At 51.0% G+C, this 24587-nt stretch carries 17 protein-coding genes; 7 read left to right on the forward strand and 10 right to left on the reverse strand.

Features of this window, described 5'->3' with window-relative positions; genetic code table 11:
* Position 1 precedes the first annotated feature (1 nt).
* From dmsA to lrp, 6 genes are all read right to left on the reverse strand, one after another.
* Complete coding sequence (gene dmsA / locus D8682_RS07670; protein ID WP_121813955.1) at positions 2-2446, reverse strand: dimethylsulfoxide reductase subunit A; 2445 nt, start codon at positions 2444-2446, stop codon at positions 2-4.
* 356 nt (positions 2447-2802) lie between these two features.
* Complete coding sequence (serS, locus tag D8682_RS07675) at positions 2803-4095, reverse strand: serine--tRNA ligase (protein ID WP_064548253.1); 1293 nt, start codon at positions 4093-4095, stop codon at positions 2803-2805.
* A gap of 91 nt (positions 4096-4186) precedes the next feature.
* Positions 4187-5530: a replication-associated recombination protein A gene (locus D8682_RS07680; protein ID WP_121813956.1), complete on the reverse strand. Its 1344-nt coding sequence runs from the start codon at positions 5528-5530 to the stop codon at positions 4187-4189.
* An 8-nt stretch (positions 5531-5538) separates the two neighbouring features.
* On the reverse strand, positions 5539-6150 hold the full coding sequence (gene lolA / locus D8682_RS07685) for an outer membrane lipoprotein chaperone LolA (RefSeq protein WP_121813957.1): 612 nt from the start codon (positions 6148-6150) through the stop codon (positions 5539-5541).
* A gap of 163 nt (positions 6151-6313) precedes the next feature.
* Positions 6314-10087: a DNA translocase FtsK 4TM domain-containing protein gene (locus tag D8682_RS07690; protein WP_121813958.1), complete on the reverse strand. Its 3774-nt coding sequence runs from the start codon at positions 10085-10087 to the stop codon at positions 6314-6316.
* A 121-nt stretch (positions 10088-10208) separates the two neighbouring features.
* A complete protein-coding gene (gene lrp / locus D8682_RS07695) occupies positions 10209-10703 on the reverse strand; it encodes a leucine-responsive transcriptional regulator Lrp (RefSeq protein WP_000228469.1) in 495 nt (164 codons plus the stop codon).
* Between the two features lie 500 nt (positions 10704-11203).
* Here lrp and trxB point away from each other — a divergent pair, with 500 nt between their 5' ends.
* The 5 genes from trxB to infA all read left to right on the forward strand — a co-directional run bounded on the left by trxB (position 11204) and on the right by infA (position 17046).
* Entirely contained in the window at positions 11204-12172 is a 969-nt protein-coding gene (trxB, locus tag D8682_RS07700) for a thioredoxin-disulfide reductase (protein ID WP_064548261.1), read from the forward strand.
* A 130-nt stretch (positions 12173-12302) separates the two neighbouring features.
* Positions 12303-14069: a cysteine/glutathione ABC transporter permease/ATP-binding protein CydD gene (gene cydD, locus D8682_RS07705; protein ID WP_121813959.1), complete on the forward strand. Its 1767-nt coding sequence runs from the start codon at positions 12303-12305 to the stop codon at positions 14067-14069.
* Positions 14069-15790, forward strand: a complete 1722-nt coding sequence (gene cydC, locus D8682_RS07710; protein WP_121813960.1) for a cysteine/glutathione ABC transporter ATP-binding protein/permease CydC — start codon at positions 14069-14071, stop codon at positions 15788-15790. The genes cydD and cydC overlap by 1 nt, the downstream gene beginning before the upstream one ends.
* A gap of 53 nt (positions 15791-15843) precedes the next feature.
* The gene (gene aat / locus D8682_RS07715) at positions 15844-16536 is read left to right on the forward strand and encodes a leucyl/phenylalanyl-tRNA--protein transferase (protein ID WP_121813961.1); all 693 of its coding nucleotides are present in this window, start codon (positions 15844-15846) and stop codon (positions 16534-16536) included.
* A gap of 291 nt (positions 16537-16827) precedes the next feature.
* Positions 16828-17046, forward strand: a complete 219-nt coding sequence (infA, locus tag D8682_RS07720; protein WP_002211347.1) for a translation initiation factor IF-1 — start codon at positions 16828-16830, stop codon at positions 17044-17046.
* 116 nt (positions 17047-17162) lie between these two features.
* Here the strand turns inward: infA and clpA are convergent, their stop codons facing one another.
* Complete coding sequence (clpA, locus tag D8682_RS07725) at positions 17163-19436, reverse strand: ATP-dependent Clp protease ATP-binding subunit ClpA (RefSeq protein WP_064548268.1); 2274 nt, start codon at positions 19434-19436, stop codon at positions 17163-17165.
* Between the two features lie 27 nt (positions 19437-19463).
* Entirely contained in the window at positions 19464-19784 is a 321-nt protein-coding gene (gene clpS / locus D8682_RS07730) for an ATP-dependent Clp protease adapter ClpS (protein ID WP_034456405.1), read from the reverse strand.
* A 323-nt stretch (positions 19785-20107) separates the two neighbouring features.
* Between clpS and cspD the strand changes: the two genes are divergently transcribed.
* On the forward strand, positions 20108-20335 hold the full coding sequence (gene cspD, locus D8682_RS07735; RefSeq protein WP_064548270.1) for a cold shock-like protein CspD: 228 nt from the start codon (positions 20108-20110) through the stop codon (positions 20333-20335).
* 101 nt (positions 20336-20436) lie between these two features.
* Here the strand turns inward: cspD and macB are convergent, their stop codons facing one another.
* Positions 20437-22383 (reverse strand): macrolide ABC transporter ATP-binding protein/permease MacB, encoded by a 1947-nt coding sequence (gene macB / locus D8682_RS07740; RefSeq protein WP_064548272.1) that lies wholly within the window; start codon positions 22381-22383, stop codon positions 20437-20439.
* Positions 22380-23495, reverse strand: coding sequence for a macrolide transporter subunit MacA (gene macA / locus D8682_RS07745; RefSeq protein WP_121813962.1), 1116 nt, complete (start codon positions 23493-23495; stop codon positions 22380-22382). The genes macB and macA overlap by 4 nt, the downstream gene beginning before the upstream one ends.
* Before the next feature lie 140 nt (positions 23496-23635).
* On the opposite strand from macA, the gene D8682_RS07750 reads away from it, so the two are divergent.
* Positions 23636-24583 (forward strand): VirK/YbjX family protein, encoded by a 948-nt coding sequence (locus D8682_RS07750; RefSeq protein WP_121813963.1) that lies wholly within the window; start codon positions 23636-23638, stop codon positions 24581-24583.
* Positions 24584-24587: the final 4 nt, after the last annotated feature.

Consider the following 24587-nt stretch of genomic DNA (forward strand, 5'->3'; position numbering starts at 1 on the left):
CTTACGCCTTTTCGACCTGGACGAGGTTACTGTGGGATGGGTTACCTTTCGCCAGTGGCGATGGTCGCTGAGTGGTTAGCACGTTGATACAGCCAGCGTGGTCCACTTTATTAGCATCTGGGTTATACCAGGCTCCTTCCCCCATCGCGACGACACCTGGAATAATGCGCGGTGTCACTTTGGCGTTGATATTCACTTCGCCGCGACCGTTAAAAATGCGCACCATATCGCCGTTCTTAATCCCACGTTTCTGGGCATCAATCGGGTTAATCCACATTTCCTGGCGACAGGCAGCTTTCAATACTTCGACGTTGCCGTAAGTGGAGTGAGTGCGCGCTTTGTAGTGGAACCCGGTCATCTGCAATGGCCATTTTTCTGCCAGTGGATCGCCAAAGTTTTCGAAGCCTGCACTGTAAACCGGCAGCGGATCGATAACGTCCCCTTCGTTGAGTTGCCACGTCGCAGCAATCTCGGCCAATTGCTCAGAGTAGATTTCAATTTTCCCTGACGGCGTGGTCAGTGGATTTGCCGCTGGATCTTCACGGAAGGCTTTATAGGCGACGTGATGCCCTTCAGGATCACGTTGCTTGAAGATGCCTTGTTGGCGGAATTCATCAAAACTCGGCAGATCAGGGATAGCTTCCTGAGACTGTTTGTACAAATGACGCATCCAACCTTCTTGTGTGCGTCCTTCAGTGAACTGCGACTCCACGCCCATGCGTTTTGCCAGCTCGGTGGTCATCTCATAAATGGTTTTGCACTCAAAGCGAGGTTTAATGACCTGATCAGCAAAAATCACATACGACATGTTGCCGCATGACGCATCGAGACAAAAATCCATTTGCTCAGAAGCGGTACAGTCCGGCAACAGAATATCGGCATATTTGGCTGATGAAGTCATGTGGTTATCAATCACCACAATCATCTCGCATTTTTTGTCATCCTGGAGGATGTCATGGGTACGGTTGATTTCTGAATGCTGGTTAATCAGACAGTTACTGGCGTAGTTCCAGACCATTTTGATTGGAACATCCAGTTTTTCTTTCCCACGCACGCCATCTCGGGTCGCCGTCATTTCTGGACCACGCTCGATAGCATCAGTCCACAGGAACATCGAGATGCTGGTTTGTACTGGGTTTTCCAGCGTCGGCATACGAACAAACGGCAAGTCGTAAGATCCTTCGCGCGCCCCGCTGTTGCCACCGTTTATGCCAACGTTACCTGTCAGAATTGACAGCATGGCGATGGCACGAGAAACCAGTTCACCGTTTGAGTGGCGCTGTGGTCCCCAGCCCTGGCTAATAAATGCCGGTTTGGCCGTCGCAATTTCACGTGCCAGTTGTGTGATGCGCTCGGCAGGAATACCGGTGATTTTGGAAGCCCATTGTGGAGTTTTCGCCACGCCGTCTGCCCCCGCACCGAGAATATAGGCCTTGTAATGGCCGTTCGCTGGAGCAGTTTTGGGGAGCGTTTTTTCGTCGTAACCAACGCAGTATTTATCGAGGAAAGGCTGATCAACCAAATTTTCAGTAATCATGACCCATGCCAGTGCGGAGATCAGTGCAGTATCAGTACCTGGACGAATAGGGATCCATTCATCTTCACGCCCTGCACCGGTATCGGTATAACGCGGATCGATGATAATCATGCGCGCATTGGATTTCTCACGCGCTTGTTCGAGGTAATAAGTCACCCCGCCGCCACTCATCCGCGTTTCGCCGGGGTTATTACCAAACAGAACCACTAACTTACTGTTTTCAATGTCTGAAGGACTATTACCATCAGCCCAGCCACCGTAGGTGTAGTTCAGGCCAGCGGCAATTTGCGCGGTTGAATAGTCGCCATAATGGTTCAGATAACCGCCGCAGCAGTTCATCAAACGGGCGATTAAGGTTGATCCTGGTGGCCAGGAGCGAGTCAGTGTGCCGCCCAGCGTACCGGTACCGTAATTCAAATAAATAGCTTCATTGCCGTACTCTTTGATGATGCCTTTCATGCTGTTGGCGATGGTGTCAAAAGCTTCGTTCCAGCTAATTTGCTCGAATTTCCCTTCACCACGCGCACCGACACGTTTCATCGGGTACTTCAGTCGGTCAGCATTGTAAACGCGGCGACGCATTGAACGACCACGCAAACAAGCACGAACCTGATGTAGGCCGTCATAATTATCATCGCCGGTATTATCAGTCTCAACGTATTTGATTTCGCCATCCACCACATGCATACGTAGTGGGCAACGACTACCGCAGTTAACCGTACAAGCGCTCCAAATGATTTTTTCTGCCGCCGTTACGGTGTTATCGGGGGTTTGCGCGAAAGCCATTCGGGCAAAGGGTAAGGAAAAGGCACTACTTGCAGCAGCTAAGCCACCGATTGCGGTAGTTTTGACCAGCTTACGACGGCTGACCTCTGCCGCGAGGATCGCGTTAGGGGTTTTCTCAGTCATAATGACCTACTTATTTTGCTCACAGTTAAAAAAAACTGGCAGCGGTAAAGCAGACATTGAACGGCCTGCTGCTCCATTGCACAGCCAAAAAGAGAAAGGAGTGTCGAGAAAATTAGAGTTATGCAGATTGGTTTTGCCGCGTCACATCATGTAAACCATGGCAACCAAATGATAAATGACTTTAATGAATATTTATAAATATCATCACTCGCTTTCTTCGGGCAATAATACTTATTAATAGGTATTTGTTATTGTTTGGAGTCAATAAAGGCGGATTATCCGCATATTTTCGGATTTTTTAAGACATAAAAAAAGCGCCCTAAGGCGCTTATTAAGAATGTTTTGACATCAATACATTAGCCGATGTACTCAAGCCCTTTCATGTACGGACGCAACACTTCAGGCACTTCAATACGGCCATCTGCCTGTTGGTAGTTTTCCAGTACAGCAACCAGAGTACGACCCACAGCCAAACCAGAACCGTTCAGTGTATGCACCAGACGGGTTTTCTTATCTGCTTTGCTGCGGCAACGAGCCTGCATGCGACGCGCCTGGAAATCCCCACAGTTGGAGCAAGAAGAGATTTCACGATAGGTGTCCTGCGCGGGCAGCCACACTTCCAGGTCGTAGGTTTTCATCGCGCCAAAGCCTATATCACCAGAGCAAAGCAGCACTTTACGGTACGGCAGATTCAACAGTTGCAGCACTTTCTCTGCATGACCAGTCAACTCTTCCAACGCATCCATGGAATCTTCTGGGCGCACGATCTGAACCATTTCGACTTTGTCGAACTGGTGCATACGAATCAAACCACGCGTATCACGGCCATAAGAACCGGCTTCAGAACGGAAGCATGGGGTATGAGCAGTCATTTTCAGTGGCAAAGATTCGTCATCGAGAATTTCGTCACGCACCAGGTTAGTCAACGGCACTTCCGCCGTTGGAATCAACGCGTAGTTGCTGGCACCTGCTTCTTCTTCCAGTGGACGAGTATGGAACAGATCGCCTGCAAATTTAGGCAGTTGGCCAGTACCGTACAGCGTGTCATGGTTCACCAGATACGGAACATAGTTTTCAATGTAACCATGTTGTTCGGTGTGTAAATCGAGCATGAACTGGCTCAGCGCACGATGCATACGAGCAATCTGCCCTTGCATCACAACGAAGCGAGAACCGGTCAGTTTAACCGCAGAGGCAAAATCCAGGCCTTTAGCCATTTCACCCAGCGTAACGTGGTCACGCACTTCAAAATCAAATTTACGTGGCTCACCCCAGCGGCTGATTTCAACGTTTTCGCTGTCGTCTTTACCCATCGGCACACAATCGTCCGGGATGTTAGGCAGCGTCAACGCGATATCGCGGATTTCTGCCAGTAAGACATCAAGCTCATTTTTCGCTGCATCCAGCTCTTCACCCAACTGGTTGACTTGCAAACGCAACGGCTCAATATCTTCCCCGCGCGCTTTCGCCTGGCCAATGGATTTCGATCGCGAGTTACGTTCAGCCTGCAGATTTTCAGTGTTGACCTGCAATACTTTACGACGCTCTTCTAAAGAGCGCAGCGTTTCTACATCCAGCTTAAAGCCTCGGCGTGCCAGTTTTTCAGCGACTGCGTCTGGCTCTGTACGCAGCAGATTGGGATCGAGCATGCTTATCCTGTGCTTATCGAATTAATGGAGGGGTGCGGTTACAGCCTGCAACCGCATTGATATTCTTGCTAACCTTACCGCAACGCCTGCATTAGCGGTAGCGTTTTGTCGGGCTATTTTGATCCTGTTCAGCAAGCCAGGCGAGCTTTTCACCAATCTTGCCCTCAAGACCTCTGTTTGTCGGCTGATAATAGCGTGTTTGTGCCATTTCCTGCGGGAAGTAGACCTCACCAGATGCGTAGGCATTGGGTTCGTCATGAGCATATCGATACTCCTGACCATATCCCATTTCTTTCATCAGTTTAGTTGGCGCATTACGAAGATGAACCGGAACGTCGTAATCCGGGCGTTCACGTGCATCGGCCATTGCCGCTTTGAATGCCGTGTAGACCGCATTACTTTTGGGGGCACATGCGAGATAAACGATAGCCTGTGCAATCGCGCGCTCGCCTTCTGCTGGGCCTACGCGGGTAAAACAATCCCACGCAGAAATAGCGACCTGCATGCCACGCGGATCGGCATTACCGACATCTTCGGAGGCAATAGCCAGCAAACGGCGTGCAACATACAGCGGATCGCCGCCCGCGGTAATAATGCGTGCATACCAATACAGTGCAGCGTCAGGTGATGAACCGCGCACTGACTTATGCAATGCAGAAATTAAATCGTAGAAACGGTCACCTTTGTTATCAAAGCGCGCGCTGCGTTCCCCTGCAATTTCTGTCAAAAGCGCAATTTGTAGAACACGGTTGCCACTCGTATCGGTTTCAGCCATATCCGCCATCATTTCGAGCGTATTCAACGCGCGACGGGCATCACCGTTTACCAGTTCTGCAATTGCAAGACGAGTCTCATCCGGCAGAACAATATTTTGCCCGCCATACCCGCGTGCAGCATCGTTCATCGCCTGGTCGAGTACTTTTTCAATATCTTCCGTGGTGAGCGATTTGAGCAAATAAACGCGCGCACGTGACAATAGTGCTGAATTCAGCTCGAACGAGGGGTTTTCAGTGGTGGCACCAATAAACGTGATGGTGCCATCTTCAATGTGCGGCAAAAAAGCGTCTTGTTGGCTTTTGTTGAAGCGATGGACTTCATCGACAAACAGGATAGTGCGGCGCCCCGCGTTGCGGTTCTGTCGCGCGCGCTCTATGGCTTCGCGGATTTCTTTCACCCCGGAAGTCACAGCTGAAATACGTTCAACATCTGCGTCAGCATAGTGAGCAATCACTTCTGCAAGCGTGGTTTTACCCGTACCCGGCGGTCCCCATAAAATCATCGAATGGAGATGTCCCGCTTCGATAGCTTTTGGAAGCGGTTTGCCAGCGGCGAGCAGATGTTGTTGACCGATGTATTGTGCGAGGTTCTCCGGCCGCATACGCGCGGCCAGAGGCTGGAAGGTATTCTCAGAAAAATCGAGCGACAGGTTGCTCACTCATACCTCTACTTACGTTGATCGTCCACCGTCACGCCTTTAGGCGGGGTAAACGTAAACTTGCTCATATCCACTGCGCCATTTTGCTGAGTTTTCAGCGCATAGCTGCTGCGTTGATCATCTTGCTCAATGGCACTGAACTGGTGGATAGTCCCGTCGCGCCCAACATTTATGGTGAACTGCTTGAGATTGCCGGCGCTGGTTTTTGGCGTCAGCATGAAATCATCACCATTTTGCTTGATGTTGTACTGCTGCCAGTCGCTGCTTTGGTTACGTGCAATCAACATAAACGGCGTATTACCGGTCGCATCTTTCAACCAGGTCGCACTGACTTGCTCAACAAACGGGTTATAGAACCACAGTGTTTTACCATCTGAAACCAGAATGCTTTCATCGGGCTGAGTCATATGCCAGTTGAACAGATTAGGACGCTTAACCCACAAATCACCCTGACCTTCCTGGACTGCTGCACCACTGCCGTCGGTCACTTTTTGGGTGAAGCTGGCGTGGAAACTGCTGACTTTGTCCAAACGCATTTTCAGGTCACCTGCGGCATCAGCCCAGACAGATGTAGCTGTTAGAGCAGTCAACAAAGCACAAGTAATAGCGATTTTTTTCATTATGATCCCTTAAAATTCATGCACCACAAAGCGACTGCACTGTGGCATTTCTGCTGCCCACTCTAGTTGAGAGATATTCAGGTGCAACAGAAGAAAAAACTGATTTTCCGGTAATTTACCCTTCTTTGCACAAGCGCCGCAACAACGACACTTGTGCTCAGGGTTACTCAAATGGCGGTGGAGCAAGTACTTCGCGGTTACCGTTATGACCTTGCGGGCTCACGATTCCCTGAGCTTCCATCTGCTCAACGATTCGAGCGGCACGGTTATAACCGATACGGAACTGACGCTGAACACCAGAAATAGACGCTTTACGTTTTTCGACCACAAAAGCAACAGCCTGGTCAAACAACGGATCGAGCTCTTCATCACCGTCAAGACCGCCACCCGCACCACCTTCACTTTCGTTATCTGAAGTAATACCGGTGATATATTGTGGGCGACCACGTGCTTTCCAGTCCTGAACGACTGCATGCACTTCCTGATCTCGGACAAACGCGCCATGCACACGCACTGGCAATGTAGAGTTTGGCCCGGAATAAAGCATATCCCCCATTCCCAGCAGTGACTCAGCACCGGCCTGGTCAAGAATGGTACGGGAGTCAATTTTGCTCGACACCGTAAACGCCACACGCGTCGGGATGTTGGCTTTAATCAGGCCGGTAATCACATCAACCGACGGGCGCTGGGTCGCCAGCACAAGGTGAATACCCGCCGCACGAGCTTTCTGAGCCAGACGAGCAATCAACTCTTCGACTTTCTTGCCTACCGTCATCATCAGGTCAGCAAATTCATCCACCAGAACGACGATATACGGCAGTTTTTCAAGCATTGGATGGGCAACTTCCATGCTGTCGCCCGGCTTCCAGAATGGGTCTGGAATTGGACGGCCCATGCGCTCGGCTTCCAGCACGCGTTCGTTGTAACCTGCCAGATTTCGCACGCCCAACGCTGACATCAGTTTGTAGCGGCGTTCCATTTCATTAACGCTCCAACGCAATGCATTAGCGGCGTCTTTCATATCTGTAACGACTTCAGTCAACAGATGTGGAATACCTTCATAAACTGAGAGCTCAAGCATTTTCGGGTCGATCATGATAAAGCGGACTTCTTCAGGCGTCGCTTTATACAACATGCTGAGGATCATGGCGTTTACGCCAACAGATTTACCGGAACCCGTGGTACCGGCAACCAGCAAGTGTGGCATCTTCGCCAGATCGGCAATCACTGGCTCACCACCGATATCTTTACCCAGCACCACGGTTAACGGTGAAGCACTTTCACGGAACTTGGCGCAATCCAGCACTTCGCGCAGGTAAACGGTCTGGCGTTTCTTGTTCGGTAACTCCAGACCAACATAAGGTTTACCCGGAATAACCTCAACTACACGCACCGCGACGGTTGACAGTGAACGCGCCAGATCTCGAGACAAATTGGAAATACGGGCGGCTTTTACACCAGGTGCTAAATCAAGCTCAAAGCGTGTGATGACGGGACCTGGTGAGTAATCCACAACATCGGCTTTAATCCGGTAATCCGCAAGACGAGCTTCCACCAGACGCGCCATTTGCTCGAGTGCAAAGGTATCCACTGGTTCAACTTCTGCTGGCGGAGATGTCAACAAGTCCAGGGATGGTAAAGGTGTGGTAGGACGCTGCAACGGACGATCATCACCATTTCTCATTAAGAAAGGATGGATCAAGCTTTCATGTACCGATGGTGCGGCAACCGGTGCGGGTTGTTGCTGTTGTTGCTGTGGCGCACTTTGCGGTTGCACAACCTGCCAGCTTTGCTGAGGCTGAGCACGAACAGGTTCTTCAACCGGGCTCGGCGTAAACAATGGCTCGCTTGGCCCATCGTTGACTAACGTTTTCATTGGTGAGAAATCAAAATCATCCAGTGAGAACGGCACATTATTCGGCTCTTGCTGCTGGGATTGCTGCTGTGTAGCTGAATAGCGTTGCTGCTGTTGCGCCGCAAACTGACGTGCTAACTCAGCCTGCTCGGCTTCATCCTCATCTTGCTGCAAAGAGTCGTCTTCATGCTCTTCACCGTAACGCTGGTGTTGTTGAGCGGCGAACTGGCGAGCAAGTTCATGCTGCTGAAGTTCTTCGGCTTCGTCAGCATAGTCATCTTCGATGTCCATGCCATTCTGACGACGAGCTTCCTCTTCAGCCATTCGCTGTGAAGGCAACTTAATTCCGTATGAAGCAAGCTCACGGCGAGTAGGAACACGCACACGATTTGGCCGAGGTAATTGCGGGCCAATACCTTCTTTGGTTTGTGGACGAGGCGCGTCACTGGCGATGCTAAATACCGGGCTGAAGGCCGCAGCGACGCCGACCACTTTTGCCACATCCTTTACATCCTGTGGAACAGAGGCACCAGGGGTTGGCACCGCGGGTGACATATCGAAGCCACCTTGCGGAATTGTCGGAGTACTGCTTTGAGGCATTTGAACAGGCGTTGTCTGCGCAAACGCAGGGTTTTGATCATAACCATATGGGTCAGGCTTAGGTTCATTAACTGGCTGATACCAGGCAGCCAGTTGTTCACGCTCACGCGCGCGTCGCTCTTCGATTTCTTCAAAATGGTAAAGCGGCGGGCGGGCTGCCGGTTTTATTTCTTCAACAGGCTCTGGCTGGGCGACAGGCTCTACCGGAGATGGTTCAAAATAAGCAGGTTCCGCATGCGGAGGTTCAACAGCAGGTGGCTCACTAACAGGTTCTGCCCAATGACTGGCTTCCTGTTGCGGAACGTACTGGTCCGCAGCGTACGGCGAAGTGTAATTCTCTGGTGCAGGCGCAATCACCGGTTCTGGTGTCACTGTGGTTGGAGCAGGCTCCCAGGCTATTGCAGGCGAAAACTCAACTTCTGGAGCTGGGGCCGTAACCGGTGGCACGGTTGCCGTTGGCATAACTGGAGCCGCATATGCCGTATTAGCCATCGCCGCGGCGGCTGTAGCAGCCACAGGCGCAACAATTGACTGGCCGTGTAGAAGCGGATCGTACTCTTCGCTTTCCGGCAGTGTGGCTTTGTTACCAGAAAACAGGACGTCATCTTCCGGAAGCGTCGCTTTGTTATTTGAGAACAAAACGTCATCGTCAGCGTCGTCCATGCGCTTACCAGAAAACAGCGCAGAATCTGTTTTACGTGCGTTTGGATTGGCAAATTTTTCAGAGATACGCTGTTTACGGGCTAATGCGCCACGCAAAATACGCGCACGACGAGACTCACGCTTTTCAACATCTGGCGCATGCTCTTCGTCGTGTTTTTCATCTTCATAGTCGTAGTCATCATCCTGCCAGGTGTTATCCCGACGAGTACGATTACTGGCAAAAGTGAGCACGCTCAGGGTCGCGCTACCAATTTTTTCAGCAATGCTGACCCAGGACCAACCGGTAAACAGCGTTAACCCTGCCGCCCATACGCACAACAACGCAATAGTGCCGCCGCTGCTGTTGAGAAGGGGCATCATTGCAGTGCTGAGCAAACTACCGATAACCCCGCCCGAGGCGAAATACCAGATGTCATCGGCGTTAATTGCCGCAAGGCCGCAAGCGGTGAGCACCATCGCCAGTACACCAATCAGGCGCATAGAAACGGCGAAATAATCGATGAACTCTTCGCTATCTCTGTTGCGGAAAGTGAACCAACACGCACCGATAATGATGACCGGAATGGTGTAGGCCATTACGCCAAAGATGAACAGCAAAGTGTCAGCCATCCACGCCCCCGGCATTCCACCTAAATTATGAATAGGTTCGTGCCATGCGGTTTGTGACCAACTAGGATCGGAAGGATTGAAACTAAGCAACGCCGCCATCAAATAGACGGCAAAAATGGCAACAAGGAGCAGTAACGCCTCTAATGCCCGACGCCCGCTGCTGAGTTTCCTCAATGTAACTTCTTTTTCTTCGGTGTATTCCTGGCTCAAGTAAGACTCTCCAGGTCCTTAATAAATATGGAGAGCAACAGTGCCGGGCATTCCCGGCACTGTTGCTGTATGAATTACCAGGAGTGTAACCAAAATACGCAGATTTTGCACCTGGCCCGTGTTAACGGGTCTTAATAACCAGACGATTACTCTGTTTGACCTCTTCCATGACTACATAGGTACGGGTATCGTTCACACCTGGCAGTCGTAACAAGGTTTCGCCTAGTAATTTGCGGTACGCAGACATATCCGGTACACGGGTTTTCAACAGATAGTCAAAATCACCGGATACCAAATGACACTCTTGAATTTCTTCAAGTTTTTGAACTGCGGCATTAAATTGCTCAAACACATCCGGGGCGCCACGATTCAGAGTAATCTCAACAAAAACCAGAAGTGATGCATCCAGATAATGCGGGTTCAGCAGAGCGGTATAGCCCTGGATGAAACCCTGTCGTTCCAGACGACGCACGCGCTCAAGGCACGGAGTCGGTGAAAGCCCTACTCGTTTAGAAAGCTCGACGTTAGAAATACGCCCATCCTTCTGTAGTTCATTAAGGATGTTACGATCGATGCGGTCGAGATCTTTGCCAGGGCGCTTCTTGCTATCTACCATTATTATAGTCTCTCTGTGTTCCTTCCTTCACCTGCCATAACCCTGGTAACGTCACTGTTCCGGGAGTACGTGAGAAGACCGGTGCCCAACGGCTGCTAGCGACATCACTCATGGCGTCTGTCCACGCCATGAGTAGATTTCAATAACCCGGTAAATTTGCATCAGGTATGCGTGAATATTTCAAAACGCCACACCAAATGTTTTTCTTCCTCGAATGTTTTCGCAAATGCTTAGCGGATTGTCAAAGCAAAACATCTAAAATTAGTGGAACGTGCCATATATCTGGGCTACTTGACGATTATTCATCACTTTAGCAACCTGAGTATTTAGCCTGTTTAGGTGGATTTTTATGCGCTTTCGCGATATTCACCGCGGCTGATTGAACACAGCTATTGCACATATAGTTAACATAATCGCCAACACCAACCGTTCACCCTTTTTTTAACCCGCCAAATTCCCTACAATCCCTCGATTGTCTGCCAACGAACAATGAGGATCTCATGGGCACCGCTAAACACAGTAAATTGCTAATTCTTGGCTCCGGCCCTGCGGGCTACACCGCAGCAGTCTACGCGGCTCGCGCCAACCTCAAGCCCGTTTTGATTACCGGGATGGAAAAAGGTGGTCAGTTGACCACGACCACCGAAGTTGAGAACTGGCCGGGTGATCCTAACGACCTGACAGGCCCTGCGTTAATGGAGCGCATGCACGAACACGCAACCAAGTTCGAAACAGAGATCCTGTTCGACCACATCTCTAAAGTGGATCTGCAAAACCGTCCATTCCGTCTGACGGGTGACAGCGGCGAATATACTTGCGATGCGTTGATCATCGCGACCGGAGCTTCTGCCCGATACCTGGGTCTGCCTTCTGAGGAAGCGTTTAAAGGTCGTGGCGTTTCAGCCTGCGCAACGTGTGATGGCTTCTTCTATCGCAATCAAAAAGTTGCGGTAATTGGTGGCGGTAACACCGCTGTTGAAGAAGCGCTTTATCTGGCAAATATTGCCTCAGAAGTGCATCTGATTCACCGCCGTGACAGCTTCCGAGCCGAAAAAATCCTCATCAACCGTCTGATGGAAAAGGTGAAGAACGGCAACATCGTGCTGCACACCAACCGGACTTTAGATGAAGTTACTGGCGATCAAATGGGTGTCAGTGGTCTGCGTCTGCGTGACGTTCACAACACCGATACCACTGAAGAGTTAGAAGTTGCAGGTTTGTTCGTGGCGATCGGACATAGTCCGAATACGTCAATCTTTGCCGATCAGCTCGAACTGGAAAATGGCTACATCAAAGTGCAGTCTGGTATTCACGGTAATGCCACACAAACCAGCATTCCTGGTGTGTTCGCGGCAGGCGACGTAATGGACCATATCTACCGTCAGGCGATTACCTCTGCGGGCACCGGCTGTATGGCTGCACTGGATGCCGAACGCTACCTGGACGGACTTGCCGAACAGAATAAGTAACTCTCCCCGCCTTAACCGGCAGTTTGAAGATACGTAAAGGCGACTGAATAGGTCGCCTTTCTTTCGCCTGCGTTGTAACATTGCCCGCAAATTTTGCCTGATAATTAATTAGCTACCTGCACTGGCATCCATGAATAAAACCCGTCAACAAGAACTTAGCCGCTGGCTAAAAAAACAAAGCATTATCTCTCGCCGCTGGTTGGGGCTTTCCCGTTTTTTAGGGCTGGTCAGTGGGTTATTGATTGTTGCTCAAGCCTGGCTGCTTGCCCGGATGCTGCAACACATGATCATGGAAAACATTCCCCGGGAAGCTCTGCTGTTGCTTTTCGTTATCCTGATACTGATTTTTGTATTGCGCGCCTGGGTCGTGTGGCTACGTGAAAAAGTCGGTTTTTACGCTGGGTTGCACATTCGTCAGGAGATTCGCCGGCAAGTACTCGATCGCGTCCATCAAGCAGGGCCAGCCTGGATCCACGGGAAACCGGTCGGCAGTTGGGCAACCCTGGTGCTTGAACAAATCGAAGATATGCACGATTACTACGCACGTTATCTGCCGCAAATGTCGCTTGCGGTCATGGTACCCGTGTTGATTTTAATCGCCATTTTCCCATCTAACTGGGTTGCAGCCCTGATTCTGCTTTGTACCGCGCCGCTGATCCCGTTGTTCATGGCGATGGTAGGTATGGGTGCCGCAGATGCTAACCGCCGTAACTTCCAGGCGCTTGCGAGGCTGAGCGGGCATTTTCTTGACCGCCTGCGTGGTATGGAAACCTTGCGTTTGTTTAACCGTGGCAATGCCGAAACGGAAAATATCCGCGCGGCATCTCAGGACTTCCGTCAGCGCACGATGGAAGTATTACGCCTGGCATTTCTGTCTTCTGGCGTGCTGGAATTTTTCGCTTCTCTGTCCATTGCACTGGTCGCGGTTTACTTCGGCTTTTCGTATCTCGGCGAACTGAACTTTGGTCATTACAGTACTGGCGTAACGTTATTTGCCGGTTTCCTGGCGTTGATTTTAGCCCCGGAGTTTTTCCAACCGCTACGCGATCTGGGCACTTTTTATCATGCTAAAGCACAAGCGGTGGGAGCGGCCGACAGCCTGATGACCTTCCTTGATGCGCCATTGCAGCAACGCAAACAAGGCACAGCAAAATTCAATAATAACGAGCCAATCAGCATTGAAGCTCGTGATTTGGTCATTCTATCAACTGAAGATAAAACTCTCGCAGGTCCACTGAATTTCACACTTTCAGCCGGACAACGGGTGGTGCTGGTCGGGCAAAGCGGTGCAGGTAAAAGTTCACTGCTCAACGTGTTGTCTGGCTTTTTGCCCTATCAAGGCCAATTGCTGATTAATGGTGTAGATCTTTCGGCCCTTGACCAGAAATGGTGGCGTGAACAACTCAGTTGGGTTGGACAAAACCCGCAGCTTCCGGCTCCTACTATCCGCGAAAATGTGCTGTTAGCGGCACCCAGCGCCAGTGCTGAGCAGCTAGCTACTGCCCTGGACAAAGCCTCTGTCAGTGAGTTCCTCCCGTTGCTACCACAAGGGGTTGATACACCGCTGGGTGAAGCAGCTGCGCGTTTGTCTGTTGGGCAAGCCCAGCGGGTCGCCGTCGCGCGCGCATTGCTGATGCCATGTGGATTGCTGTTGCTGGATGAACCGGCTGCAAGTCTGGACGCCCACAGTGAGCAGCGTGTGATGGACGCGTTAAGTAGCGCTTCCCGTCAGCAAACCACATTGATGGTGACTCACCAGTTGGATTACATCAACGACTGGGACGAGGTTTGGGTGATGCGCGAAGGTCGTATCGTACAACAAGGGGAATTCGCCACGCTTGCCGCGCAGGAAGGCCCGTTTGCGACGTTACTGGCTCATCGCCAGGAGGAAATCTAATGCGAGCTTTACTCCCCTATTTAGCGCTGTACGGCCGTCATAAATGGCTACTGATGCTTGGCGTGGTGTTAGCGATCGTCACCCTACTGGCCAGCATTGGGCTGCTGACTTTGTCAGGCTGGTTCCTCTCGGCCTCGGCGGTTGTCGGTGTCGCGGGGATTTATAGTTTTAACTATATGCTACCTGCAGCAGGCGTTCGGGGCGGTGCAATTACCCGTACTGCGGGGCGTTATTTTGAGCGTCTTGTCAGCCATGATGCGACATTCCGCGTACTTCAACATTTGCGTGTTTCCACATTTAGCAAACTGCTCCCACTCTCCCCTGCTGGGCTGGCGCGTTTTCGCCAGGGTGAATTACTCAATCGCTTAGTTGCAGACGTCGATACCCTGGATCACCTTTACCTGCGTGTGATTTCACCAATGGTCGGTGCGTTTGTGGTGATCGTAGTGGTGACCTTTGGTTTGAGCTGGCTGGACGTACAATTAGCCCTCACCTTAGGCGCGATTTTACTGGCAACCTTAGTTTTACTTCCGCCAATATTTTATTACGCAGGGAAAGCCACCGGCGAGGCGATTACCGCGCAACGCGGGCAATATCGCCAGCAACTCACCGCCTGGTTACAAGGCCATGCTGAACTAACCATTTTTGGTGCCTCCCAACGTTATCGTGAGCAACTGGATAAAACGGAGGATCACTGGCAAGAGGGGCAACGCCGCCAGGCCGAGCTTACAGCACTGTCACAAGCCATCATGCTGCTAATCAGCGGTATCGCCGTCATCTTGATGCTGTGGATGGCAGCCGAGGGCGTGGGTGGAAATACCACACCAGGCGCACTTATCGCGCTGTTTGTGTTCTGCGCGCTGGCTGCATTCGAAGCGCTGGCACCGGTCACCGGAGCTTTTCAGCATCTTGGCCAGGTTATCGCCTCCGCACTGCGCGTGACTGAAATTACCAGTCAAAAACCCGAAGTGATTTTTACCGAACAACCTCATGCAATTCCTGAGCGCGTGGCTCTGGAGATTAACAATCTGAGTTTTGCCTGGCCCGAACAGTCTCAAATGGCACTTCGGGGTATCTCGCTCAAGGTTGAGGCAGGCCAACACATAGCTATTTTGGGGCGTACCGGTTGCGGTAAATCGACACTGCTGCAATTGCTGACGCGCGCCTGGGAATGTCAGCAAGGCGAGATCCGCCTGAATGGTGAAGCGCTGAGCCAGTTTGATGAAACGGCATTACGCGCGTCCACCAGTGTCGTATCGCAACGCGTTCATTTGTTTAGTGCCACACTGCGCGACAACTTGCTGCTTGCTGCACCACAGGCCAGCGATGAAGATTTAAGTCGAGTCCTGACTTGCGTTGGCCTTGAGAAGTTACTGGACGATGCAGGCCTCAATAGCTGGCTGGGTGAAGGCGGTCGCCAGCTTTCGGGTGGCGAATTGCGCCGCTTAGCCATTGCGCGTGCTTTACTGCACGATGCCCCGCTGTTCTTACTTGACGAACCAACCGAGGGTTTAGATGCGGAAACTGAGCGCCAGGTTCTTGATTTTCTGGCTGAAGTCACCAAAGATAAAACAGTATTGATGGTCACCCATCGCCTGCGTGGATTGGCAGATTTCGACAGTGTAATTGTGATGGACAACGGGCAAATTATTGAGCAAGGTACTCACGCCGAATTAATGGCGAGCGGTGGACGTTATTATCATTTCCACCAGCGTTTGTAGACCCGGTAGTTAGTCTATTATCAATAATTATTGCTCCCTGGAGTTTGGACGTCATGCGCCTTATTCAGCTTTCCCGTGACTCAATCGCCTTCCCTTCACCGGAAGGCGCGTTGCGTGAACCTAATGGGTTACTGGCGCTCGGGGGCGATTTAAGCCCGGCTCGTTTGTTGATGGCTTATCAGCGCGGCATCTTTCCGTGGTTCTCGCCTGGCGACCCTATTTTATGGTGGTCGCCCGATCCACGTGCGGTGCTTTTTCCTGAGCAATTTCATCTCAGCCGCAGCATGAAGCGATTCCACAGAAACTCCCCATACCGCGTCACGCTTAACCATGCTTTCGAACGCGTGATTAGCGAATGTGCCGACGACCGCGATGAAGGCACCTGGATAACTCCTGATATCATTGACGCCTATAAACGGCTGCATGAGTTGGGGCATGCGCATTCGGTTGAAGTTTGGGAGGATAATGAGCTAGTCGGTGGCATGTACGGCGTGGCACAAGGTGCGCTGTTCTGTGGCGAATCCATGTTTAGCCGTCGGGAAAATGCCTCAAAAACGGCTCTGCTGGTATTCTGCCAGCACTTTATGAGTTATGGCGGCAAACTTATTGATTGCCAGGTGCTTAATGCTCATACCGCATCGCTTGGGGCGATAGAAATTCCTCGCCGCGAATATCTGGAGCAGCTGTCCATATTTCGCCCACATCAGCTTGCATCTTATTGCTGGGTACCACAAATCCTGTCGTAACGATAATGTTTACGGCACATTACTGTTAAGAGTGTTATAATTAGCCCCGCAGAGTGAGCTCTGCTCATTACCCCGCCGCCGTATGGGATTAGCTTTAACAGGGACAGCCCATCGTTTATCTCTTCGCAGCCCTCATCGTAAGCGCCTATAGTGCAGCTTTTGAGTGGGTTTTGGGTAATGCGCAAATTGCACTTTCGCTGGTGATTTCACCAACAATTCTTTACATGATACGTGAACTTGGGCATTATCTTGCCGGTTCAAAACTATGGTAGTGATACCCTCGAGGATTAGATGGCCAAAGAAGACAATATTGAAATGCAGGGTACCGTTCTTGATACGTTACCTAACACCATGTTCCGCGTTGAGCTGGAAAACGGGCACGTGGTAACCGCTCATATCTCCGGTAAAATGCGTAAAAACTATATCCGCATCCTGACGGGTGACAAAGTCACTGTAGAGCTGACCCCGTACGACCTGAGCAAAGGCCGCATTGTCTTCCGTAGTCGCTGATAGTTTTATTTAGCGCTGCGGAAACAACGGGCGGCGTAAAAAATTAGTTTTAGAAATTCAATAATAGAAAGGCCAGGTGATTAACCTGGCCTTTTTTTATATCTGCGTACTTTGGATTAATGAGCCGTTTCCGGTTTATGTTTCTGCGCACCATGGAAATTATAAATCAGTTTCTGATTCTCTTTATCCAGAGCTACCGTCACTTGCCCACCATCCACCAGGGAACCAAACAACAGTTCGTTCGCCAGCGGTTTCTTCAGATTGTCCTGAATAACACGCGTCATTGGACGTGCGCCCATTGCGCGGTCATAGCCTTTTTCTGCCAGCCAATCACGGGCTTCCTGGCTCACTTCCAGCGACACACCTTTCTGATCCAACTGCACCTGAAGCTCAACAATAAACTTGTCGACTACCTGGTGAATCACATCTGTAGACAGATGGTTGAACCAAATAATGTTGTCCAGACGGTTACGGAATTCTGGGGTAAAGATCTTCTTGATCTCTTCCATCGCGTCAGTGCTGTTGTCCTGACGAATCAAGCCAATAGACTTACGCTCAGTTTCACGTACACCGGCGTTAGTGGTCATCACCAGAATCACGTTACGGAAATCCGCTTTACGCCCGTTGTTATCGGTCAGCGTACCGTTATCCATCACCTGCAATAACAGGTTAAAGACATCCGGGTGCGCTTTTTCGATTTCATCGAGCAGCAACACAGAGTGAGGATGTTTAATAACCGCATCCGTCAACAAGCCGCCCTGGTCGAAACCAACGTAACCAGGAGGTGCGCCAATCAAACGGCTCACCGTATGGCGTTCCATGTATTCCGACATATCAAAGCGCAGCAATTCGATGCCCAGTGATTTCGCCAGCTGCACGGTGACTTCCGTTTTACCGACACCTGTTGGCCCGGCAAACAGGAATGAACCGACAGGCTTGTGATCGTGCCCCAATCCGGCACGGCTCATTTTGATGGCTTCGGTTAACGCCTCAATAGCTTTATCCTGGCCAAACACCAGCATTTTCAGGCGGTCATCAAGGCTACGCAGCGTATCGCGGTCGCTCGCTGATACGCTTTTCTCAGGGATACGGGCAATACGTGCGACCACGGTTTCAATGTCTGAGACATTGACCGTTTTCTTACGTTTACTCACCGGCATCAGGCGGCTGCGAGCCCCGGCTTCGTCGATAACGTCAATCGCTTTATCGGGAAGATGGCGATCGTTAATATATTTCACCGCCAGTTCCACCGCCGCACGAATCGCTTTCGCGGTATAACGCACGTCGTGGTGCGCTTCGTATTTCGGTTTCAGGCCGTTAATAATCTGCACGGTTTCTTCAACGCTTGGCTCAGTAATATCAATTTTCTGGAAGCGACGCGCCAGAGCACGGTCTTTTTCGAAGATATTGCTGAATTCCTGGTAAGTGGTTGAACCGATAACCCGGATCTTGCCACTCGACAGCAGCGGCTTAATCAAGTTTGCGGCATCAACTTGCCCACCGGACGCGGCACCCGCACCGATAATGGTATGAATTTCATCGATAAACAGGATGCTATTTTGATCCTGTTCGAGCTGTTTTAGCAGCGCTTTGAAACGTTTTTCAAAGTCACCACGATATTTGGTACCCGCCAGCAGCGAACCGATATCCAGCGAATAAATGGTGCAATCGGCAATCACTTCCGGAACATCGCCCTGCACAATACGCCAGGCAAGACCTTCAGCAATCGCCGTTTTACCTACGCCTGATTCACCCACTAACAGCGGGTTGTTTTTACGGCGACGGCACAGAACCTGAATGGCGCGCTCTAACTCTTTCTCGCGGCCAATCAGCGGATCGATCCCTCCCACACGTGCAAGCTGGTTGAGATTGGTGGTGAAGTTTTCCATACGTTCCTCCCCGCCTGCTTGCTCTTCATTGACCGGATTATCTGCACCCGGTGCCTGATTAGGTTCGTCTTTACGTGTACCGTGAGAGATAAAGTTCACCACATCAAGGCGGCTGACTTCATGTTTACGCAGCAGATACGCTGCCTGGGATTCCTGTTCGCTGAAAATAGCCACCAGCACGTTTGCGCCAGTGACTTCACTGCGACCAGAAGACTGGACGTGGAACACCGCACGTTGCAGCACACGCTGGAAGCTAAGCGTAGGTTGAGTATCACGCTCTTCTTCACTGGCTGGCAGAACCGGTGTGGTTTGTTCGATGAAGGCCTCGAGTTCCTGTCGTAGCGCCACCAGATCTACGCTACACGCTTCCAGCGCTTCGCGAGCTGACGGGTTGCTGAGCAAAGCCAGCAACAGGTGCTCGACAGTCATAAACTCATGTCGGTGCTCGCGCGCTCTGGCGAAAGCCATATTTAAACTGAGTTCCAGTTCTTGATTGAGCATAGGCACCTCCCCCAAATTTTGCCTTCTTCAGGCTTTTTCTAGCGTACACAGCAGCGGATGCTCATGCTCCCTTGCGTACTGGTTCACTAACGCGACTTTGGTTTCCGCTACTTCTGCAGTAAAAATGCCACAGATAGCTTTACCCTGATAGTGCACAGTGAGCATCAATTGCGTTGCACGTTCTACATCATAAGAAAAGAACTTTTGCAGCACGTCAATAACAAATTCCATCGGCGTGTAGTCATCGTTCATTAACATCACTTTATACATCGACGGTGGCTTTAGCGCTTCGCGCAGTTTGTCACCCACCAGCTGGTCGAAATCCAACCAATCGTTCGTCTTACCCATTGCAAATCGTCATCATGTTAAATCGCCCATTGTCATTAAGGCGAAGCCCATAGGTTGAGTGTAATACGCTTTCAGTGAACGCGAGTCATCGTGTTAAAAAGGCACAGTCACTAACAATAGAGAGTTCTGTCACATTAATCACAATAGCGTTAACTGCTTCAAATTTTTGACTCATTTTCATTCTTACCCCCCGTGCAACGCTTGACGACATGGTTAAATTATCTACATTGTACAAGCGTGAGGTGGCGAGGTTTTGAACAGCCCGCCCTCACCCCACCGGTTCATTCCATCTCACTTATAAGATTTACGAAGGATGTAGAAGCATGGAGACGGGTACTGTTAAATGGTTCAATAACGCTAAAGGGTTCGGTTTTATCTGCCCAGAAGGCGGCGGCGAAGATATCTTCGCGCATTACTCCACCATTCAGATGGATGGTTACAGAACGCTTAAAGCCGGACAAACTGTCAGGTTTGATGTACATCAGGGGCCAAAAGGCAATCACGCTAGTTTGATTGTGCCTCTGGAACTCGAGGCAGCAGCGGTCGCCTGACCCTTTTGTTTCATTGTGTACATCCCCAGTTCAAAATGCCAGCCCACGAGCTGGCATTTTTATTTCGGGTCTATAACCAATCGTCATATCTCAGATGAAAATTATTCACGCGCCAGCGCATCAATTGGGTTCAATCTCGCCGCATTTCTCGCCGGTAACCAACCAAAAATAATTCCTGTTGCGGTCGAACAAGCAAATGCGGTGAACAACGCCATCGGTGAGAAACCAATTTCCCAGCCCGGCAAAACCAGTTGCAACGTGAAGGCAATCAGCAGAGATAACGAAATCCCCAACGCACCACCCACCAGACACACCAGCACAGCTTCAATCAAAAACTGCTGCAACACATCACTGGCGCGAGCGCCCACTGCCATGCGGATACCAATCTCTTTGGTACGCTCCGTTACCGACACCAGCATGATATTCATCACGCCAATCCCGCCCACCAGCAATGAGATGACCGCCACCAATGTCAGGAACATCTGTAGAGTACGTGTGGTCTTTTCCGCCGTTTTCAACAGGCCATCCATATTGTAGGTGAAGAAATCTTTCTTACCGTGACGTAGCTGCAACAAACGATTGAGCTGCAGCTCGGCTTCGTGGCTGTTATAGCCCTCATTCACCCGCACCGTGATCGAGTTCAGCCAACTTTGCCCCATCACACGACCCGCCATGGTGTTATACGGCAACCAGACACGCAGAATCTTGCTGCTGCCAAACATTGACTGCTTCTCTTGCGCCACGCCGATAACCGTCGCAGGCATATTCCCCACCAGCACGATTTCGCCAACCACTTTGGCTTTATCAGGGAACAACTGCCGTTTGGTATTGCTGTCGAGCACCACCACTTGCGCACGGCCTGTGAGTTGTTCATCGTTGAAGGTATTGCCTTCGCTAAACGTCATGCCGTAGACATTAAAATATTGGCTGCTGACACCATTGACGCTGGCGGCGGCATCAACGTTGCCATAGCGCACGCGTAAATTGCTCGACAACGAAGGCGTGGCTGAACTAACCCACGGTTGCTGGCTGATGGCCGCCAGGTCGTCGTATTTCAGCGCTTGCTGGTATTGCGGGTCGTCATCACCAAAATCTTTGCCGGGATAGACATCAATGGTGTTAGTGCCGATGGAGCGAATATCCTGCAACACCAGCTGTTTAGCCGCATCACCGACAATCACAATCGACACCACTGACGCGATACCAATAATAATCCCCAGCATCGTCAGCAGCGTGCGCATTTTATTCGCCGCCAGCGCCAGCCAGGCCATGGTCAGAGCTTCACGGAAGCTGCTGATGGTCTGCTGAAATGGCGAGTTAACCGGTTGGGTTTTCAGCTCTTTCTGGGCCGCGGGTGGTTGAGAGACCGACGGCGGGTTACTGATAATTTCCCCGTCACGTATTTCAATGACGCGCTGCGCCTGCGCGGCAATCGTCGGGTCGTGCGTCACAATAATAACCGTATGGCCCAGCTCGCGCAGTTGCTTGAGTGTGGCCATCACTTCTTCACCAGAATGGCTATCCAGCGCGCCTGTCGGTTCATCGGCAAGAATCACCTGCCCGCCATTCATCAGCGCGCGAGCGATACTGACACGTTGCTGCTGGCCACCAGAAAGCTGTGACGGCAGATAATCGACGCGATCCGCAAGCCCCAGACGCATCAGCAAAGCGCGCGCCCGTTGTTGACGATAAACTCGCGCCGTTCCGGCATACACAGCCGGGACTTCGACGTTTTGCGTAGCATTCAAATGCGAGAGCAAGTGATAGCGCTGGAAGATAAAACCGAAATGTTCACGCCGCAGCGTGGCGAGCGCATCACTATCAAGCAACGCGACATCTTGCCCGGCCACTTTGTAACTGCCGCTGCTGGGTTTATCGAGGCAGCCGAGGATATTCATCAGCGTTGATTTGCCAGAACCCGACGCCCCGACAATCGCCACCATTTCACCCGCTTCAATGGTGATATTAACGCCTTTTAGCACCTCAACTTGTTCGTCACCCGACGGATAGCTACGGCGAATATCACGCAGCTCAAGCAGTGCTGTCATGGGGCGCTCCCGGCGGTGCTTTTGCCAATCACCACTTCTTCGCCTTCAGTCAAACCCGTAGCAACCTGTACCTGGGTGTCATTGCGCATACCGATGGTAATTTCACGATCGCGAGTTTCACCATTACGTAGCACTGACACTTTGTAACGGTTATCCCCTACCGGCTCGCCCAGTGCTGCAAGCGGAATGGTTAGCACCTCTTTCACGCCACCGAGTTGAATATGCACTTGCGCGGTCATTTCCAGGCGCAATACCCCTTGCGGATTCGGGACTTCAAAACGTGCGTTATAGAAAATCGCATCGTTCACTTTCACCGGCGTTGGCAGAATATCGATTAACAAACCTTCATAGCGTGTTAGAGGGTCGCCCAGCACGGTGAACCAGGCTTTTTGGCCTGGTTTAAGATGAATCACGTCAGCTTCAGAAACCTGTGCTTTCACCAGCATGGTACCCAGATCGGCAAGCGTCAGAATGTTTGGCGCTTGCTGTGCGGCAATCACTGTCTGGCCTTGTTTGGTGGTGATTTCGGTCACTTCACCCGCCATAGGTGCAACAATCTGCGTGTAATCGAGGTTGGTTTTCGCGGTGTCTAAAGAGGCCTGATTGCGTTTGATTTGCGCGTCAATGGTGCCAATTTGTGCTTGCCTCACTTCAAGATCGGTCACTGCGGTATCGAGATCTTGTTGTGATATAGCCTGAGTTTTGGCCAGTGCTCTCTGGCGATTCAGCGTCACTTGTGCAAGTTTTGCCTGCGCCACAGCCTGCCGCCGCTGCGCGCGCAACTCCATTAACGTTGCCTCAACTTCCTTGATCTGATTTTGTGCCTGTTCGGGATCGATAACCCCCAACAGCTGATCCTTTTTCACTTTATCGCCGATGTTCACCGACAGCGTTTTCAACTGCCCACTGACCTGCGCACCGACATCAACTTTGCGCAATGCATCCAGCTTCCCCGTTGCCAGCACGCTTTGCTGCAACTCGCCTTTGCGCACAATCATCGTCTGATAAACCGGCGTCGGCGCGTTCAGAAACTTCCACAGCCAGACGCCCAACAACAGAACTAACAGGCCCAGAAGCCAATAGCGTTTTTTTATTTTTCCCTTGAATCTCATAGGTATCCTGCAAAAAGACTGACTAATTAAATGAAGTATCAACAAAAGTTGTAAACCCGTATCGGCCTTACGGTGATTGAACCTACGTTGAATTCACAAATGGTGAAATAACCCCAATGTTTCTCAACCAGGTTTCAATCATGTCGTCAATTGCCGAAAACGAATTCCGATCAACAGCTCAACTCAATGGCTGGCGGTTGTTTCTTTCTTTAGCAAAGGGACAATGGACGCCGGGGATTGCGTGGCAGAACCCAGCCTATCGTCGAAAATTCGTCCTGCGTTCACTGACCAGCCCACTTTCTACCGCTCGCTTGTTGAACGATTTATTGCATCAACCTTTGCTGGAAAAATTGCTGGCGGTGCAACCAGGGTTACCTTGTCGTCTTCATCGCCCTTATTTATCGGTGAATTTTAACCGTAAGGCGGCGGCAAGCGCATTGTCTTTCCACTACCGCGTACTGAACGCAGCACTGCCGAAACGCTTGTTACTACAACACTACTCAGTTGACGGAGCACGTTTGGCAACAATAACGGGTAAAGATGAGAACTTCTACCATCTTGATTTCCGCGCCGACCCCTTTGTCGATAAAGAAGGTGAAGCCACACTAACACTGACCCGCCACGATGGCGTTGTTTTAGCAGGCTTGACCTTCACCCTATGCTGTCACCAGCAGAAATCGACGCTGTTTATTGGTGGCTTGCAGGGTGCCAAAAGTGATATCCCACATGAATATATCCAGGTCGCGACCAAAGCATGTCACGGATTATTCCCGAAACGCCTGGTGCTGGAAGCGGCTTGCTTGTTAGCTCGTCATTTAGGGGTGAACCAGATTCTGGCCGTGAGTAACCGCGCACATATCTATCGCTCGTGGCGTTATGCAAAAAAGAAGCAGGGCAAAATCCATGCCGATTACGATAGTTTCTGGGAATCGATGAGCGGCGAATTAACCCCAGAAGGCTACTTTGAGTTGCCACTGGGAGTGGCCCGCAAACCTGTTGAAGATATTGCCAGCAAAAAGCGCGCGGAGTACCGCCGCCGCTACAGTTTACTAGATGAGATGATGGAGCAAATCGAGCAGCGGCTATGAATTA

It is taken from the genome of Buttiauxella sp. 3AFRM03, from assembly GCF_003675305.1.
GTDB classification, from domain to species: Bacteria; Pseudomonadota; Gammaproteobacteria; order Enterobacterales; family Enterobacteriaceae; genus Buttiauxella; species Buttiauxella ferragutiae.

Bases quoted from the DNA above. Each gene is read 5' to 3' on its own strand.
- dmsA (WP_121813955.1), bottom strand. From the start codon at position 2,446: ATGACTGAGAAAACCCCTAACGCGATCCTCGCGGCAGAGGTCAGCCGT.
- serS (WP_064548253.1), bottom strand. From the start codon at position 4,095: ATGCTCGATCCCAATCTGCTGCGTACAGAGCCAGACGCAGTCGCTGAA.
- lolA (WP_121813957.1), bottom strand. From the start codon at position 6,150: ATGAAAAAAATCGCTATTACTTGTGCTTTGTTGACTGCTCTAACAGCT.
- lrp (WP_000228469.1), bottom strand. From the start codon at position 10,703: ATGGTAGATAGCAAGAAGCGCCCTGGCAAAGATCTCGACCGCATCGAT.
- trxB (WP_064548261.1), top strand. From the start codon at position 11,204: ATGGGCACCGCTAAACACAGTAAATTGCTAATTCTTGGCTCCGGCCCT.
- cydD (WP_121813959.1), top strand. From the start codon at position 12,303: ATGAATAAAACCCGTCAACAAGAACTTAGCCGCTGGCTAAAAAAACAA.
- cydC (WP_121813960.1), top strand. From the start codon at position 14,069: ATGCGAGCTTTACTCCCCTATTTAGCGCTGTACGGCCGTCATAAATGG.
- aat (WP_121813961.1), top strand. From the start codon at position 15,844: ATGCGCCTTATTCAGCTTTCCCGTGACTCAATCGCCTTCCCTTCACCG.
- infA (WP_002211347.1), top strand. From the start codon at position 16,828: ATGGCCAAAGAAGACAATATTGAAATGCAGGGTACCGTTCTTGATACG.
- clpA (WP_064548268.1), bottom strand. From the start codon at position 19,436: ATGCTCAATCAAGAACTGGAACTCAGTTTAAATATGGCTTTCGCCAGA.
- clpS (WP_034456405.1), bottom strand. From the start codon at position 19,784: ATGGGTAAGACGAACGATTGGTTGGATTTCGACCAGCTGGTGGGTGAC.
- cspD (WP_064548270.1), top strand. From the start codon at position 20,108: ATGGAGACGGGTACTGTTAAATGGTTCAATAACGCTAAAGGGTTCGGT.
- macB (WP_064548272.1), bottom strand. From the start codon at position 22,383: ATGACAGCACTGCTTGAGCTGCGTGATATTCGCCGTAGCTATCCGTCG.
- macA (WP_121813962.1), bottom strand. From the start codon at position 23,495: ATGAGATTCAAGGGAAAAATAAAAAAACGCTATTGGCTTCTGGGCCTG.
- D8682_RS07750 (WP_121813963.1), top strand. From the start codon at position 23,636: ATGTCGTCAATTGCCGAAAACGAATTCCGATCAACAGCTCAACTCAAT.